Genomic DNA, 16,714 nt, shown 5'->3' with positions numbered 1-16,714 from the left:
GATATGTCAATATCGCTTAAGAACATCCATAAATCATTCAAGACCCATAAAGTCCTCGAAAACATCTCCTTCGACGTCGGGACTGGCGAAACGGTAGTTCTTTTTGGTCCTTCGGGTGCAGGAAAGACCGTTCTTCTTCGCCTGATTGCCGGCGTCGTCGACCCCGATGAGGGCAGCATATTTCTTAATGGCCAAGACATGGCAGGGGTCGAGCCGGAAGATCGCGGGCTCGGCATGGCGTTTCAAAATTTTGCGCTCTTCCCACATATGGACGCGGCGGAAAATATTGCGGCACCACTGACTGCACGACGTTATGGCAAAGACAAGATCAGGGAAGCAGTCGGCAATCTCGCTCGCCTCCTGAAAATCGACCATGTCACAAGTCACAAGCCCAAAGAGCTCTCCAACGGTCAAAAACAGCGTACGGCACTTGCCCGTGCGCTTGCCGGCGATCCCTCCATCTTATTGCTCGATGATCCGCTGCGAAATGTCGATGCCAAGCTGCGCTTCGAAATGCGGCTTGAATTGCCACGGCTCTTACGCGAACGCAATGCGACTGTCATTTACGTCACGCAGGACTATAAGGAAGCAATGGCTCTGGGTGATAGAATTGCCGTTCTTGATGCAAAGGGCATAACTCAGATTGGCACGCCAGAGGACATTTATTGTCGCCCGGCCACCATTGAAATTGCGCGCCTCTTTGGTGATCCGGTTATCAATCTTCTCGAAATAACACCTGAGAGAATGTCCTCAGGTGCCGTCGAAGCGCGTCTTTCCGGTGGCCGCCTCATTTTACCGCAAGGCCTTGCAGCGCATGTCGGTCAATCTTTGATGCTGGGTCTGCGTCCTGAATCAATTCGGTTTGTTACGTCCGAAACGCCCGGGGCAATCCCCATTACAGTCGAGGCAGAAACGCCACTTAATGAAAAGACAGTTTCGCTTGCCCTCACTGAACGTGGTCGCGAAATCATGCTTTCGCGACCGGCCGGAACACCTGCACCGGATCGCGGTCCTGCACACGTCGCTGTCGATGCAAATGCCGTTCTGCTGTTTGATCCTCAAAACGGTCGCCGTATTGAACTGGAGGGCGGACAATGACCAAGACTATGCTCAAACTGACCAACCTCGACAAATTTTACGGACCGGCTGGTAAAGGTTTCCATGCGGTCAAAAACCTCAATATGGACATCAACGCCGGCGAAATCATCGCATTGCTTGGCTCATCTGGTTGTGGAAAAACCTCTACTCTGCGGATGATAGCAGGCTTTGAACCTGTCTCTCGCGGAACGATCATCATGGCCGACCGAGAAGTGCACCAGCTGCCACCCGTCCGCAGGCATGTTGCCATGGCCTTCGAGGGATACTCTCTTTACCCCACGGTAAATGTTCGCGACAATATCGCCTTCGCACTCAAAGCCGCAAAGCTTGCCGAAGCGGACGTTAGCCGCCGCGTCAATGAGGTGGCATCGATGCTGGAAATCACGGATATTTTGCATCGTATGCCCGGTACTATTTCCGGTGGACAGCAGCAGCGTGCTTCTCTCGCGCGGGCGCTCGTACGAGAGGCCGACCTCTATCTTCTCGATGAACCAATGGGGCAACTTGAACCACAGCTGCGCACATTGCTACGCGGGCGCATCAAGCATTATATCAAAGAACACGGACTGACCGCGATTCTTGTAACCCACGATCAGACGGAAGCCAACGCTCTCGCCGACCGGATCGCGGTGATGGAGGGAGGCGTTCTGCAACAATTTGCAAGTCCGCAGGAGATTAAATTTAAACCGGCCAACCTGTTCACCGGCACTTTCGTCGGCGAACCACCAATGAACACATTTCCTGCAAAAGCTGCGGCGGAGACCAATGGCAGCTTGAGCTTCGATCTCGGCAATGGTCAAAAACTTGTCTATAAGCCTGAAGCTTTTAAAGCTGGTACACGCGAATTGGTAGCATCACTGGGAGATGTCGTGATTGGCATCAGACCATATGCTGTGCAGCGTGCAGAACAGGGTGTAACGGCAAATGTCAATGTCAATCAATGGCTCGGTGATCAAAGCCATATTGGCGCTACACTCAGTAACAGACCGCTCGTTCTCGTAGAACATGAGCGCAGCGCAGTTCGGGTGGGCGAGAGCATTGGCGTGCATTTCCCGGCCAATGATCTGCACGTGTTTGATGCGATCAGCGGACAGGCAATCACACATGGCCAGGAGATCGCATGATGGCAAAGCAGGATATCCTTATCGGCATCGATGCGGGAACTTCTGTGATCAAGACAGTTGCCTTTGATTTGTCAGGCGAGCAGATAGCGGTTGCGGCAGTTCCAAATCGATATGTGACGCGACCGGACGGCGCCGCAGTGCAGGACATGAATGAAACCTGGCAAGATACAGCCCTCGCATTGCGGCAACTTGTCGATAAAGTGCCTGGGATTGCCGATCGTGTCGCCGCAATCGGTGTCACCGGCCAAGGCGACGGTACATGGCTAATCGACAAGAACGGTGAACCCGTAACCGAAGCATGGCTTTGGCTTGATGCCCGCGCAGCGGACCGGGCAGAAAAGCTTAAACGTAAGCCGTGCGATCAGGCGCGCTATGTTTCGACGGGCGCAGGTTTAAACTCCTGCCAGATGGGAACGCAACTTGGACTGATGCGGCAAATCATGCCAGAGGTTTTCGACAAGGCGACAACCTCACTTCACTGCAAGGACTGGCTTTACTTCCGTATGACGGGCAAACGAGTTGTGGATCCCTCGGAAGCGAGTTTCACTTTTGGGGATTTTCGTACACGGGAATACTCGCCCGACGTTATTGACGCACTGGAACTCACCGAGCTGAAATATCTTCTGCCGCCGATAATCGACGGCACGCAAAAAACGCACAAACTCACACAGGATGCCGCACGCGAAACAGGTTTACGTTCAGGCACTCCTGTCGCGTTGGCTTATGTCGATGTTACCTGCACAGCAATCGGCGGCGGTCTTTTTGCTCAAGACGACATCAATGCCTGCACAATCATCGGTTCGACAGGCATGCATATGGTGGCAAAACCCGCAGATGATTTCGTACCCGTCGACGCACGATCCGGATATGTAATGCCGCTTCCGATACCGGGCTGGGTCGCACAAATTCAAAGCAATATGGCTGCAACGCTCAATCTTGACTGGGTGTTCGCATTAGCGGGCGAAATAGCTCGTGAATTCGGACATCAGCCAGATAGGGCCGAACTTATTGCCCGTCTCAATGGATGGCTCATCAAAGCGCAACCTGGGCAACTTCTCTATCATCCATATATCTCCGAGGCGGGCGAGCGCGGCCCATTTATTGATGTGAAGGCGCGGGCAAGCCTGATCGGCCTCAATTCGGGCCATCGTTTCCCAGACATCGTCAGATCTGTAGTCGAAGGCCTTGGACTTTCGGCCCGCCATTGTTATTCAGCAATGGGAGAAATCCCGCGCGAAATTGTTGTCACAGGCGGCGCAGCACGCGCCGATGAACTCCGTCGAATTCTGGGAGCCTGTCTCGGTGCAGATCTCCGCCGTGCTACCCGTGAAGAAGCAGGAGCGACAGGTGCGGCAATGATCGCCGCTGTTGGCGTTGGTCTCGCGCCAGATATGCGAACCATCATCAAGGACTGGGTCAGCCCTACCCTCTCCAAAAGCGAGGCTCCAGACACCGTACTAGTTCAAAAATATGATCAGATTTTCCCCAGCTACACCGCTTCGGTTGCCGCCCTGGCACCGATCTGGAAGCAATTGTAAATAAAGGAGATGCGTGCATGAGCCGCAAACTCGTGGTCATCGGGGACCATTTCATGTTGCCCGAAATATTCGAAGAAAAACTCCGCGAGGCCTGCGGTGACGGTCTGGACATCCGGAGTTTCACACAGGATTGGCCGGATCGTCCGATGGAGCACGGCTATGCCGTCGCCGGCATGGATGGCCTGAAAGAATATATGGGTTCGGCTGACGAAGTCGTCAGCATGATTGGCGATGCGGAAATACTTGTCACTCAACTCGCTCCCATGTCACGGACGATGCTTGACCGATTGCCAGGGCTCAAAATGATCGCCGTTACCCGCGGTGGGCCCGTCAATATCGATATGAAAGCGGCACGCGACCGCGGTATTCGGGTAGTTAACGCACCCGGACGCAATGCTTCGGCAGTCGCTGAATTCACTCTCGGCGCCATTCTGGCTGAAACCCGAAAAATTCGGGTCGGTCATGAAGCTCTGAGGCAAGGTGTCTGGCGTGGGGATCTCTATCGTGCCGACACGACTGGGCGTGAGCTCTCCGAAATGACTGTCGGCGTTGTAGGTTATGGTCAGATCGGTAGCCGCGTCGTCCGCCTGCTCCGAGCCTTCGGCGCAAAGGTAATTGTGCACGATCCCTATGTGCAGCTCAACCCAGCCGACGCCGCAGACGGTGTCGAACTTGTCGATTTTGACCGCCTGTTAGCTGATGCCGATCTTGTTACAATGCATCCGCGCGTAACGGAAGAAACCACCGGCATGATGAACGCAACATCATTTGCCAAAATGAAAGCAGGAGCGATATTCGTGAATACCGCACGCGGTCCGCTTTGCGATTATGATGCATTAACGGAAGCACTTATGTCAGGCCATCTTAGCGGAGCAATGCTTGAAACTTTTGGTGTTGAGCCGGTACCGGCCGATTGGCCTCTTCTTAAACTTGATAATGTTACGCTGACGCCGCATATCGCGGGTGCGTCGGTTCGCACCGTCACCTTTGCCGCTGAACAGGCCGCCGAAGAAGTGCGCCGATATATTGCAGGCGAACCCGCCTGGCACCTGTGCTGAGGAGAAAATTATGAACGAGAACCAATTGCGTCAATCCATCATCGACGGCTGTCTTGCCATGTCGCGCTCTGGGCTCAACCGTGGCTCATCTGGCAATATTTCACTGCGTGCCGGCGACCATATGCTCATAACACCATCGGCTATTCCCTACGAGCAGATGACAGCTGAGATGATCGCGAAAATGCGGATCGATGATGATAATGACGTATTTGAAGGCCCTAGGAAACCATCCGTCGAATGGCCATTTCATCGCGACATTTTGCGTGCACGCCCCGAAATGAATGCGGTGGTTCACACGCACGCCCGCTTTGCGACTATTCTTTCAGTTGCAGGCAAACAGATCCCGGCGGTGCATTATATGATTGCGGCCTTCGGTGGACCAACCATCCGCCTCGCAGACTATGCGACCTATGGCACCGTTGAACTATCTCGCAACATTCTCACCGCTCTCGACGGACGCCAAGGCTGCCTAATGGCCAATCACGGCATGGTCGTTTGCGCCGATACCCTGACACGCGCCCTATGGCTCGCTCATGAACTCGAAGCTTTGGCTGATCAATATTACCATGCAGAACTGATTGGAGGAGCCCAGATCCTCTCGGATGAAGAGATTGAACGCACGGCGCGCGGCTTTGCAAGCTATGGTGTTCAAGATCGCGCACCTGACGCTGCCTGATTGAAAGGAGCCCTAAGTGGTCGACACAACATCCCGTTCAAATCCTTCAATACCGGCTGAGTATCAAGCGGAATTCGATGCGCTTGTCCAGCTTTCGGCAAGGGTAGGACAAGACCCGCTATTGGTTCAGTCCGCGGGTGGAAACACCTCATTGAAAATTGGTGACGTGATGTGGATTAAAGCATCCGGCACCAATCTGGGTGATGCCCTTGAACGGGATATTTTTGTGCCGACTGCATGGCGTGACATCGCTCATTCGCTAAAAGACGGGTCACCAAAGGCAGACCAACCTGCGGCTTATCTACTTGGTGACGGAACGCTGCGACCTTCGATCGAAACCTGTCTTCACGCAATTTTTGATGCGGCAGTTGTTCTCCACGTCCACTGTGTTTCGACCATCGCACTCGCAGTCTTGAGCGACGGGGCGCAGCGCATCAAACAACGGATGCCAAATATCGAGTGGGTGTGGGTGCCTTATCGCAGGCCGGGCGCGGAACTTGGGCGAATTCTCCTTGAAAAGCGAACGACAGAGAATGTTGCGATCCTCGGCAATCACGGGCTGCTGGTCGCCGCCGATAGTGTGGCACAAGCTGAAATCTTACTTGACGAGGTTTGCTGCAAGCTCAACCTTATAGCAACCTTTGGTGCGGGAAAGACTCCCGGCCCCGCACCGGTGGGATACAAGCCGCTCGCAAAGGATCATGTTCTAACGCAAGCAATGACAATTCCACGTCTCCGCACAATTGCATTGAACGGCAACCTGTATCCTGATCATGTCATTTTTTGCGGGCCAACCATAGGGCGAGCCGAAAAACTGTCAGGCGAAACTCTGATCATTGAGGCAGATGGAGGGGTATACATTAAGGTCGAAGCAAGTCCCGGGGCGGAAGCACTGGCTCAATGCCTTGGTAACGTTCTGTTGCGTGTGCCCGAAGATGCAGAGGTCAATTATCTCACACTCGAAGATGTCGCTTCTCTGCTTGATTGGGATGCCGAGAAATACAGGCAGAGCCTGAATGCCTGAAAAACTCTATTTAGGCATTGATCTCGGCACATCGGGTGCCCGTGCCGTCGTCATCGACGAAAGAGAAAAGCTGGTTTCATCGGGAAAAGCTGCAATTGCAGGTAATCACCGCAGCCCTGCAAACTGGCGTCGGGCAATGGAAGGCGCATTGGATGAAGCCCTCTCAGCTGTGTGCGCCCAAGACATCCACGCTCTGGCCGTTGACGGTACCTCTGGGACTGTTTTAGCCGTCGATAAGTTCGGCTCACCGCTCGCCGATGCTTTGATGTATAATGATCCGCCTTCCGACATCAATGCAGAAGCAACGATCGGGGCGGTTTCAGGGCCCCAAATTATTACTGGCCTGCCAGCCTTGCTTCGAGCCCAGTCATTCTTGTCGCTTCGGCCTGCCCGCATATTGCATCAAGCCGATTGGCTTGCCTTTCTGTTTTCGGGCCGCTTCGTTTCAGATGACAATAACGCTCTTAAAACCGGCTACTCGTCTCTTACGCGAAGCTGGCCTGAATGGATGGCTAAACTCGACGTTTGCAATTTGCTTCCAGAGGTTACCGAGCCCGGCACAATTGTTGGCATGACCACTCAAGAAGCTGCTAACCGTTTCGGGCTAGCACGTGAAACCCTTGTTATTGCGGGCACCACAGACGGGTGTGCTTCCTTCCTCGCGGCAGGCGCGACTGAACCCGGCGATGCGGTTTCAGTTTTGGGAACGACACTCACGTTGAAACTGCTCTCCAACAAGCGCATAGATGCACCGGAATTTGGTATCTACAGCCATAGGCTATTGGGAAACTGGTTGGCAGGTGGCGCATCGAACACCGGTGGAGCAGCCTTACTCAATCACTTCAGCACTGATGAAATAGGCGCCCTGAGCGCAAAGATCGACCCATGCAGACCAACGGGCCTTAACTACTACCCCTTGCCCAAAAAGGGAGAACGCTTTCCGGTAAATGATCCGGACTTCAACCCACGATTGACTCCGCGCCCAGCCGATCCTGCAATTTTTCTTCATGGCCTGTTTGAGGGAATAGCGAATATCGAAACACAGGGTTACGCTTTGCTCGAGAAATTGGGAGCTCCCTCATTGAAAACTGTTCGTTCCATGGGTGGGGGTGCCAAGAATATGCAATGGACCGCTATTCGCGCGAGAAGCCTTCACGTGCCCTTGCTTGACGCCACCTCTGAAGAAGCCGCGTACGGGACAGCACGACTTGCCCGATTGGGAGCCCAAAATGTCTGAAATAGCTTGTCTGTCGGAAATAGCGCCGCAGTTCGATGCATTTTTTGTTGATCAATTTGGCGTTCTGCTTGACGGCAGAAAGCCATATTCGGGTGCGCCGGAAGCATTGCAAGCGCTCAGCGATTTGGGGAAACCCATCATTCTGCTTTCCAATTCAGGCAAGCGCGGCGAAGCGAATGCGCGCCGTCTGGTTCAGCTTGGGTTTGCACGTAACTCGTTTCAGGAAGTGCTCAGTTCCGGCGAAGTCGCTTATGCACAATTGATCATGGCAATGGGCGATGACCTCCCCCAAATGCCAAAAATCTGGCTGCACGCGCGTGACAACGACTTGTCAGCCATTGAGGGCCTCCCGGTTGAACTCGTTGAAAAGCCCGAAACCGCTGATCTGCTTTTACTCGCAGCCAGCAATGCCGATTCGATTGAGCTCAGTGACTATGTCCGTCTTCTGAAACCGGCGGCCCAACGAAAAATTCCGTGCTGGTGCACCAACCCGGACATGGCCATGTTAACTGGGCAGGGTGTAAAACCGGGTGCCGGTCGGATAGCACAGGAATACAAGGCAATGGGTGGAGCAGTTACATTCATCGGCAAACCCTTCCCCGCAATCTACCAGGAAGCAGCGCGCAGATTAGAACTGGAAAATCCCCGCATACTTTGCATAGGGGACAGTGTCGAGCACGATATTGCGGGCGGAGCGTCTGCTGGACATCAGACCTGTCTTGTCGGCACAGGTGTCCATGCAGGGGTCGGTTACAACGAAATGACCGACCAAGCTAGGAAAGCCGGAATAATGTTTGATTACTATCTTCCGGCTTTCCGCTTCTAAGACGATGCATCAGTTTTTAACGGATTGAGCCATAGCCTGCAGGATAGTCACCGTCGATGCCGCGCCGGGGTCCACGTGGCCGAGCGAGCGTTCACGGAGACGGGCAGCACGACCCTTCGTTGCGATCATGGAGCGGGTCGTATTGGCACCAGACTCAGCTGCGGCCACCACATTTTCCCAGAATTTGACAGAGCTTAGGCCGTCAATTGCTGCTGCTTGCGCGGCTTCTGCAGCAGGCAGCCATGCATCAAGCATCGTTTTGTCACCGCGTTGACCGTGTCCGCGCTCGCGAATACCAAGCCCAATTGCCTCGATAATTGTTGCACAAGTGGCGAGATTGAGATCATTACGCCCCGCAGTCGCTTGCGCCGCACGACGGAAACCAGTCGCGTAGAGCGGTCCAGTCGACGCACCGACTGCGTTGATGAAAGCGGTTGCAGCCGTATTGAGAACAGTCGCTATATCTGTTTCATCAAGGTTTAGCTTAGACAGCTCCCTGCGTACGGTCTGAAAGCCCAATGCCATGGTGGTGCCATGGTCGCCATCGCCGATTGCGCCGTCGAGTTCAGAAAGCCGGTCGCGGTCCGCTTCCAGCGCTTCAGAAACAGCGTCGAACATATGAGCAAGACTTCGAGCAGCGGTTTCAGACATGGGTGTTCTCCTCAAACCTTATAACTGCAAACCCAAGTCGGGCATCATAAGGCCTATGCTAGTTTACTTTAGGGCACTGTGAAACGGCAGAACTCAATTGGAGCATCTAGCCGATTATGAGGGCCGCAGTTTCACATGGATGCAACAGTAAATCTGTTAGCTCCTGATCAAGATGCATGACCGAAATCGACGCTCCCACCATATCCAATGAGGTGCAATAATGACCGACCCAGTTCGCTTCGACATGGATATTTTTGGCTTCAAGTCGCTGCGCTACACGACGATAAAGAACATAAAGCTCCATCAGCGGTGTTGACCCGAATGAATTGACCAGAACGGCAACACGATCTCCTGGTACAGCTTTCATTTCATTGAAGATTCTGTCCATGATACCATCGACAATTTCGTCAGCCTGACGAATTCTGTCTCGCGATACACCCGGCTCGCCGTGAATTCCGACTCCTATCTCCATATCTTCCGGGCCAATTTCAAAGTTATGACGGCCTGTCTGGGGCAGCGAACCCGGCTCAAGGGCGACACCTATAGTATAGGTCCGCGAATTGGCCTTTCGTGTAACAGTTTCGCAAGCATCCAGTGAAAGGCCTTTGTCGCAAGCAGCACCTGCCACCTTAAAGACGAAAAAATTGCCTGCAACGCCGCGGCGCCCGTCCTTGTCATCAATCGGTGATGAGGCGATGTCATCTGTGGTCAGAACAGTTTTGATTTTGACGCCTTTTTCCTCGGCCATTTCAGCTGCCATCTCAAAGTTCATGACGTCGCCTGCATAATTGCCATACACGAAGAGAACACCTGCGCCGTTGGATGCAGCAAGCGCACATTCAACAATCGGGTCGGGAGGCGGAGACGAAAAGACGTTACCGACCGCAACAGCATCGGCCAACCCTCTGCCTACATAGCCAACGAAGCAAGGCTCGTGACCCGCGCCACCACCAATGACCAGTCCCACTTTTCCGGCGCGTGGACCATTCCGCGCGACCAGCGCTCGATTGGAGCCACCGATTGGCTGCAGGAATTTGCCATGAGCGCGCACAATTCCGTCCAGCATTTCCTCAACCACCTCGTTCGGATTGTTAAGGAGTTTTTTTACACGCACGCGGAAAGCTGCCGGGATTTGATTTGTCTTTGGCTTTTGTGAAAGACGTGCATCAAGATCAATGATCCCGTCAGCTCGCAGAATTCCCAGACCCGTCGCAGCATCGGTAACAAGAACATTGACGAACCCGCCGCGGAGGGCTGCCAGAAGCGCAGGCACCTTGTCGAAACCGCCAGCAACCGCGATACGGGTATTGATCTGGCGCAATTTATCGAGCGAAATGCCTATTGTACGCTCATCAAGCGGACCTGCGACTGGCTTCCCACGCTCATTGATGAAGCGGCCCGCCACAACACCCACCGCGCCAGCTGCGAGATATTGCTGCAGAGAGACTGATTCAAAAAAGCCGCTGGTGTGAATGGTGGAGTTGGAACGTAGCGACGAAACACCAAAAATAATACGATTGGCATTTTCAAGCGTCGCAAATTGCTCCTGAAGCAAAGGCTCTTCAAGCAATACGTCCCGTGTTTGCTGCGTACGCACCATAGCGGGCGCCATGATGTTGACGCAGCGTCCGGAAACGGCTTCTGCAAGCGTCGCAGCACAGCGTTCCGGCGTATATGAAAACGATGCCGTTGTTCCACCTGTGGCTTGCACCACAGTCATGTCCTGAAGGGTACCTATAGCGGTCTGTTCCCCGACTGAAAGTACCGTCCGTCCCCAGGCGACAGCAAGTGTATCACCGGATTTAAGAAGCTTCTTGAGTGCATGGGCACCTGCGACCCCAAGCCGATCAATCAACGGTCGGGCATTGTCATCATGTGGAATGATGAAGCAGTCAGTCAGGCCAAAATGGCGTTTCAATTCCTGAGCAACAGACAGTGATTCCAGCCGCCCTGCCTCAAGGGAAATATTGACAATGCCCTTGTCCCGTGCATCGGCCAGATAGCTGTTCACGGTCGCGCGTGAAATGCCCATGACGTCGGCAATTTCACCTTGTGTTAGACCGTCTTCGTAATAAAGCCAGCATGCCCACACATAGGGGTCATCGCCATAACGCATGGGAATTGTGATCGAATTCTCACTCGCACCGGTCTTTGGTTTTCCGGGCTTGCGTGATGTTTGGGGTTTAGACGTCATGCGGTTTTCTGTTGCCTCTCTCCTGCGCAGCAAACATGAAAGCGTTCAAACGCAATTGCAACAAGATGAGACAAATTTGGCGCCTGAAACGTGCGGGCCCACACAGCTTTCAGACGCCAAACTTCAAATCAGGGCCGAGATACTTATAGCAAGCGGCTCTTTGCCTGTGCCGCAAGTTCGGTTAGAATCAGCGCACAAGATGTCGCGCCCGCATCAAGAACGCCCAGCGAACGTTCACCAAGACGGCTCGCGCGACCGATTTTCGCCACGAGATTAAGCGTTGAATCGCGCCCGACCTCGGCTGCCGCTGACATTGCGTCGAGGCTTTCAGCAAAGGACTGACCATTAGCGTTTGCATCGTCAAAAGCACTGATTGCAGGGATCAAAGTGTCGAGCAACGTCTTGTCACCCAGCTTGGCTGAACCGATCGACTGAATGCCTTCGAGACCTGCATGCAGCATTGTGCTGAATACGTTTGCGTCGATGTTTTCAACGCCTTCCAGTGTTTCTGCGAACTCGTTAAACATTACGCCATAAAGCGGCCCCATCGAGCCACCGATTTCGGTAAGCAAAACTGTTCCGAGCGTATCAAGACCTTCAGCAAGGCTTACGTCCTTGCCTCTCAGGCGGTCCGCTGCAAGGCCGAAGCCCTTGGCCATATTCACACCATGGTCGCCATCACCGATCTTGCCGTCGATTTCGCTGAGATACGCTTTATTCTCGATGATACGGTCGGCAAACGAAAGAACGATCTCACCCGATCCGGCATTCCTGAATGTGTGCATTATAGGTTTCTTTCTTACAACACTGCAGTTGAGGAGGCTTCTACGTCCAACAGTGCTTTGAGTTCATCATCCAAAGCCATGACAGTGAGCGTTGCACCAACCATTTCAAGCGATGTGAAATAGTTGCCAACATAGGTGCGATAAATCTTGAGACCTCGAGCGGTGATTTCCTGCTCTATCGTATCGTTGAGGATATAAAGCTCATTGATCGGCGTTGCGCCAAGGCCGGAAACCAGAACAGCAACTTCAGTGCCTTCAGGCAAATTGTGATCGTCAAGAACGATCTTGCTCATGTCGCTGGCAATTTCATCAGCACGCTTGAGTGGTTCGACGCGAACGCCCGGCTCACCATGATGGCCGATGCCGACCTCCATGGTGCCCGGCTCAATCTGAAAGTTTGGATGGCCAACGGCAGGCAGCGTGCACGGACCAAGGCCGACCCCGATTGAACGGCAATTGTCGATGGCCTTTTGTGCCGTCGCCTGAACTTCCTGAAGGCTTGCGCCCGATGCAGCCTTTGCACCGCCAACCTTCCACATGAAAATCTCGCCAGCAACACCGCGACGCTTTTCGCGTTCTTCGATAGGAGCAGAACATACATCGTCATTGGCAACGACGGTCAGAATTTCTATTCCAGCTTTGGAGGCAAGCTTTATGGCCATTTTGACGTTCATGTTGTCGCCAGCATAATTGCCGTAGAGGCAGACGACACCTTTGCCACCATTGGCTTCACGCGCCGCATCATAGAAGCTCTTAGCGGTCGGCGAGGAGAACAGCTCCCCAACCGCAACCGCGTCCAACAGGTTCTTGCCAGTATAGCCGATGAATGCAGGCTCATGGCCTGAGCCACCGCCGGTAATGACACCGACTTTTCCCTCGATAGGAGCTTCTTTGGCCACAACCACGCGAGGGTTTTCTGTCGAAAGCCGGACCAGGTCTCTATGCGCCTTGACAAACCCCTTGACGGTGTCTTCGACCACTTCATCCGGATTGTTGATAAATCTTTGCATTTTGCACCTATCGGAGGCGAGAGATTAGTTCCCGCTCTATAATCTAAAAGCCATAGTCCCGGCCTCGAACAAACGGAGAATTGTTCAGTTTTTTAATGAAGTGTGTAGCCACCATCGATCAGAAGGTTGGCAACCGAGAAGATTTCTTCACAAAACGCCTTTGTGGAACAGAAGTCGGCGCCCGCTCGAATCTCAATACCAGGTTGAAGCGCTTCCGTAGACGTCGGGCCCTGAACTTCTTCACCGCGCAGCGAGATTTTGGCGCCGTCGCGCTCAACACCTATTAATATAGAGAGAAACACGGATTTGCCTACGCAATTTCCGCCTACTTGGACCGAGCCTATTCGCAGGTCCGTCTGGCCATTGCGATGTATAGCAATGCTGCCGAATGATTTTTTCAGGGTCTCAGTTCTTAACAGCGTCTGCACGGCATCCTCCTTGACCACGCATGACAAAAATCACCAATTGATCGACAGATGTCAATACGAGTATTTTACATTTGATTATTTACAATCGGCTTTTGTCAAATCTAAACTGGAGCACTGGGTAAATCGACCACCATATAGCGCGGAAATCCTCATCAGGATTCACCCTAACATTCGATAATCTATAGATGTTTCCCTGATGTTTTACAAACAACCGGTTGCCTGAAACCAACATAACGACTACTGCTGACTTGCAAATAGTCAAGAGGCAAACAACCCACCACTTGCCATACATTTGTGTCTTTGATGGATCTTCTGCATCTAAAGACTCATATCAAGCTTTGGCGTCATGACCTCAAACATGGGCAAAGACGCAGCTCCAAGCGCTGCCGTAAACTGACCAGTTTGCCCACGAAGCACACGCGGCAGAGCGCGTACGCTTCTATTCGCAACAGATATGGGCAGCATATCCATATGCGATATAAGTGCATCGATAACGGAATCTGGAAGCATGCCGCCCAGAACAATAGTTTCAGGGTCCACAATGTTTTCGATGATTGCGATCATCTGCGCGAGATGCCTTGCAGCATCTGCTACCCACTCCATAACCACTGCGTTTTCGTTACGGAGCAGTTCCTCCAACTTCTCGGTGCTGATATCGAAAAATCCCGCATGGGCTAGCTTCTCTTTGAGAACGTGCACAGACGAATAGGTTTCCAGGCAACCATGTTGACCGCAGGAACAAAGGCGCCCGCCAGGTACGATGGAGATATGTCCAATTTCACCCGCATTGCCAAATGCCCCTCGAAACGGCGCGCCATCTTGAATCATGCCGAGACCGATACCGGCTCCAAAATAGATCATTGCAAAATTCGAAACCGAACGCCCAGCGCCAAACAGCCGCTCACCAACAGCTGCAGCGTTCGCATCGTTTTCAACGATGACCGGCTCACCAAATGCATCACTCAAAACAGTTGCAGCATCAATTCCCGCCCACCCCGGCAGTGTCGTTGGACCAACCGATGTCATGCCTTCAATTCCAAACGGCCCCGGCATCACAACACCAATCCCCAGCAGACGCGCATCGAATTCGGACTTGATCTTGTCAATCTCAATGCGCAGCTGACGGCAAAGCGCCTCCGGCCGCGTATCCCCCATGAGATGAACCTGCTTCTTACGCGGCACGCCTGATAGATCAAGAACCGTTGCGACTATATGGGTCGAACCCATCTCAATGCCGATTGTCATTGCTCCTGACGGATTGACAGCAAACTGGATTGGTGGTTGGCCGCGCCCGGTCTTCAATCTTCCGAGTTGCATCAAAAAATTTTCTGCAACCAGCTCATCGACGATATTTGCGATTGCCTGCGCCGTCAAATGCGTCAAACGGGCGATATGCATACGCCCCACAGGACCATGCCGGCGGACGACATCAAGAACCACACGCCGGTTATGGTCTCGGATTCGTTCGGGATTTTTTCCCATAGTGACTGGTTGCGTGTCCGGTTGCGCCATAGCTGGTGCGTTCGCCGCCTTCGATTTCATGCCCACGTCCAATGCTTAAAATGAAATAGCGCAAGCAGGTTTTAACAGCAATATATTAATTCAACTAAATTATCTTATTGACAAATGAGCAGTAAAATTGAAGCCTAGTAGTGGGGCGTCGATCGCTCTGTCGGCGCTGATGGCACGTTGCTAATCTGTCGGCGGTGAGGATGCTGCGCAGAAAACGCGGCAATGGTGGAACCAGCAGGTCATCGACCTGCAAATACCTTGCTCGGGCACCAGAGGGGCTGAGCAATGGGGAGGTCTAATGCAAATGGGTAAATTGCTACTTGCGGGCCTTGTGGCCGGGTTGAGCTCGATCGCAATCAACGCTGCTCAAGCAGTTGAAATAGAGTATTGGCAGTACGTCTTTGAATCGCGCGTCAAGACGATGGATAAGCTGATCGAGAATTTCGAAAAAGCCAATCCTGATATCAAAGTCAAACAGGTCACATTTCCTTATGACGATTATCAGACCCGGGTAATTGCTGCGAAGATGGCTGGCAAAAGTCCCGATGTGATGCAGCTGTTCTATGGCTGGCTCGATAAATTTGCCGCAGGTGGCATCCTGCAGCCGCTTCCGCAGGACGCTTTCCCGCACGACAAAATTGAGAGTGAGTTCTTCCCCATCGTCGGCGCGATGAAGCGCGGTGATGAATATTACGGTTTGCCAACTGCAGTTCGCTCGCTCGCTCTGTTTTACAACAAAAAGCTTTTTGAAGAAGCCGGCCTCGACCCCAAGAACCCACCAAAAAATCTCGACGAGCTGCTCGCTTACGCCCAGAAAGCAACAAAACGCGATGCTTCCGGCAATCTACTGAGCGAAGGCATCACGCTCGATATGCCAGGGCAGGACTTGCATTGGTGGCGTGAAGTGCTGGTGCGCCAGTTCGGAGGCGCTCCATACAGCGATGACTACCGCAAGATCGCCTACAACGACGCGGCCGGCGAGAAGGCTCTGCAGTTCTACACCGATCTCCAGACCAAGTATAAGGTTGGCGAAGTCAAGTTCATGGACGAAGGTCACGCCGCTTTCCGTTCTGGCAAAGCCGCCATGACGATTGATGGAACATTTCGTCTGGCAGCGTTCAACACAATCAAGGATTTCGAGTGGGGCGTGACCGAACTGCCTGCCAATTCTGAAGGCTTGCGATCAAATTACGCCAGCTATTTTGCCAATGGCATCAGCGCTTCAGCAAAAGGCGAAAAGCTGGAAGCTGCCTCAAAATTTCTCAATTACATCACCTCGCCAGAAGCAATGGAAATCTGGCTGAAGGGCGTTGGCGAATTGCCTGCACGTCGCTCCGCTGCATTGACAGAAAATAATCTTTCCGATCCGGTCTATGGGCCATTCCTTAAAGGTCTGGAATATGCCCACACCACCATGTTCACCGATGAGTTGAAGCAGCGCCAGATCATTGTCGATATGTCGAACCGCGTGATCTTGCAAAATCAGCCGGTCAAGGAATCTCTTGAGGAAGCTGCCAAGGCTGAACAAGCCATTTTGGACACAGCGAAGTAAC

Annotated in this window: 15 protein-coding genes; 9 read left to right on the top strand and 6 right to left on the bottom strand. The window is 53.0% G+C overall.

The features are described 5' to 3' along the window. Positions 1-3: 3 nt before the first annotated feature. Genes QSJ70_RS03245 through QSJ70_RS03210 form a run of 8 tightly spaced genes read left to right on the top strand, consistent with a single transcriptional unit; the run spans position 4 to position 8,581 of the window. Positions 4-1,098 (top strand): ABC transporter ATP-binding protein, encoded by a 1,095-nt coding sequence (locus tag QSJ70_RS03245; protein ID WP_215777357.1) that lies wholly within the window; start codon positions 4-6, stop codon positions 1,096-1,098. Continuing rightward, positions 1,095-2,222 carry an ABC transporter ATP-binding protein gene (locus QSJ70_RS03240; RefSeq protein WP_285534771.1) on the top strand — a complete coding sequence of 376 codons (1,128 nt, stop codon included), beginning with the start codon at positions 1,095-1,097 and terminating at the stop codon, positions 2,220-2,222. The genes QSJ70_RS03245 and QSJ70_RS03240 overlap by 4 nt, the downstream gene beginning before the upstream one ends. After that, positions 2,219-3,760, top strand: a complete 1,542-nt coding sequence (locus tag QSJ70_RS03235; RefSeq protein ID WP_352230983.1) for an FGGY-family carbohydrate kinase — start codon at positions 2,219-2,221, stop codon at positions 3,758-3,760. Before QSJ70_RS03240 ends, QSJ70_RS03235 begins: the two co-directional genes overlap by 4 nt. Positions 3,761-3,777: 17 nt before the next feature. Beyond that, entirely contained in the window at positions 3,778-4,818 is a 1,041-nt protein-coding gene (locus QSJ70_RS03230) for a 2-hydroxyacid dehydrogenase (RefSeq protein ID WP_285534770.1), read from the top strand. A 10-nt stretch (positions 4,819-4,828) separates the two neighbouring features. Beyond that, complete coding sequence (locus QSJ70_RS03225; protein ID WP_285534769.1) at positions 4,829-5,494, top strand: class II aldolase/adducin family protein; 666 nt, start codon at positions 4,829-4,831, stop codon at positions 5,492-5,494. 16 nt (positions 5,495-5,510) lie between these two features. Beyond that, positions 5,511-6,518 (top strand): class II aldolase/adducin family protein, encoded by a 1,008-nt coding sequence (locus QSJ70_RS03220; protein WP_285534768.1) that lies wholly within the window; start codon positions 5,511-5,513, stop codon positions 6,516-6,518. Then, positions 6,511-7,755, top strand: a complete 1,245-nt coding sequence (locus tag QSJ70_RS03215; protein ID WP_285534767.1) for an FGGY-family carbohydrate kinase — start codon at positions 6,511-6,513, stop codon at positions 7,753-7,755. The genes QSJ70_RS03220 and QSJ70_RS03215 overlap by 8 nt, the downstream gene beginning before the upstream one ends. Next, positions 7,748-8,581: a TIGR01459 family HAD-type hydrolase gene (locus QSJ70_RS03210; protein WP_285534766.1), complete on the top strand. Its 834-nt coding sequence runs from the start codon at positions 7,748-7,750 to the stop codon at positions 8,579-8,581. Before QSJ70_RS03215 ends, QSJ70_RS03210 begins: the two co-directional genes overlap by 8 nt. A 9-nt stretch (positions 8,582-8,590) precedes the next feature. On the opposite strand, the gene dhaL (QSJ70_RS03205) is transcribed toward QSJ70_RS03210, so the two are convergent. From dhaL (QSJ70_RS03205) to QSJ70_RS03180, 6 genes are all read right to left on the bottom strand, one after another. Continuing rightward, on the bottom strand, positions 8,591-9,232 hold the full coding sequence (gene dhaL, locus QSJ70_RS03205; protein WP_215777368.1) for a dihydroxyacetone kinase subunit DhaL: 642 nt from the start codon (positions 9,230-9,232) through the stop codon (positions 8,591-8,593). 106 nt (positions 9,233-9,338) lie between these two features. Next, positions 9,339-11,426, bottom strand: a complete 2,088-nt coding sequence (locus QSJ70_RS03200) for a bifunctional sugar-binding transcriptional regulator/dihydroxyacetone kinase subunit DhaK (protein ID WP_285534765.1) — start codon at positions 11,424-11,426, stop codon at positions 9,339-9,341. A 143-nt stretch (positions 11,427-11,569) separates the two neighbouring features. Beyond that, positions 11,570-12,211: a dihydroxyacetone kinase subunit DhaL gene (gene dhaL, locus QSJ70_RS03195; RefSeq protein ID WP_285534764.1), complete on the bottom strand. Its 642-nt coding sequence runs from the start codon at positions 12,209-12,211 to the stop codon at positions 11,570-11,572. Positions 12,212-12,225: 14 nt separating this feature from the next. Beyond that, complete coding sequence (locus QSJ70_RS03190; protein WP_215777373.1) at positions 12,226-13,221, bottom strand: dihydroxyacetone kinase subunit DhaK; 996 nt, start codon at positions 13,219-13,221, stop codon at positions 12,226-12,228. 92 nt (positions 13,222-13,313) lie between these two features. Next, positions 13,314-13,649 (bottom strand): P-loop NTPase family protein, encoded by a 336-nt coding sequence (locus tag QSJ70_RS03185; RefSeq protein ID WP_285534763.1) that lies wholly within the window; start codon positions 13,647-13,649, stop codon positions 13,314-13,316. A 318-nt stretch (positions 13,650-13,967) separates the two neighbouring features. Beyond that, on the bottom strand, positions 13,968-15,191 hold the full coding sequence (locus QSJ70_RS03180; protein WP_215777377.1) for an ROK family protein: 1,224 nt from the start codon (positions 15,189-15,191) through the stop codon (positions 13,968-13,970). A 274-nt stretch (positions 15,192-15,465) separates the two neighbouring features. Between QSJ70_RS03180 and QSJ70_RS03175 the strand changes: the two genes are divergently transcribed. Beyond that, positions 15,466-16,713 carry a sugar ABC transporter substrate-binding protein gene (locus QSJ70_RS03175; RefSeq protein ID WP_285534761.1) on the top strand — a complete coding sequence of 416 codons (1,248 nt, stop codon included), beginning with the start codon at positions 15,466-15,468 and terminating at the stop codon, positions 16,711-16,713. The last annotated feature ends 1 nt before the right edge of the window (position 16,714 follow it).

The organism is Brucella sp. NBRC 12950 (genome assembly GCF_030268145.1).
GTDB lineage: Bacteria > Pseudomonadota > Alphaproteobacteria > Rhizobiales > Rhizobiaceae > Brucella.
Note: the sequence above shows the minus strand (reverse complement) of the source record. Positions and strands in the feature narration are given on the sequence as shown.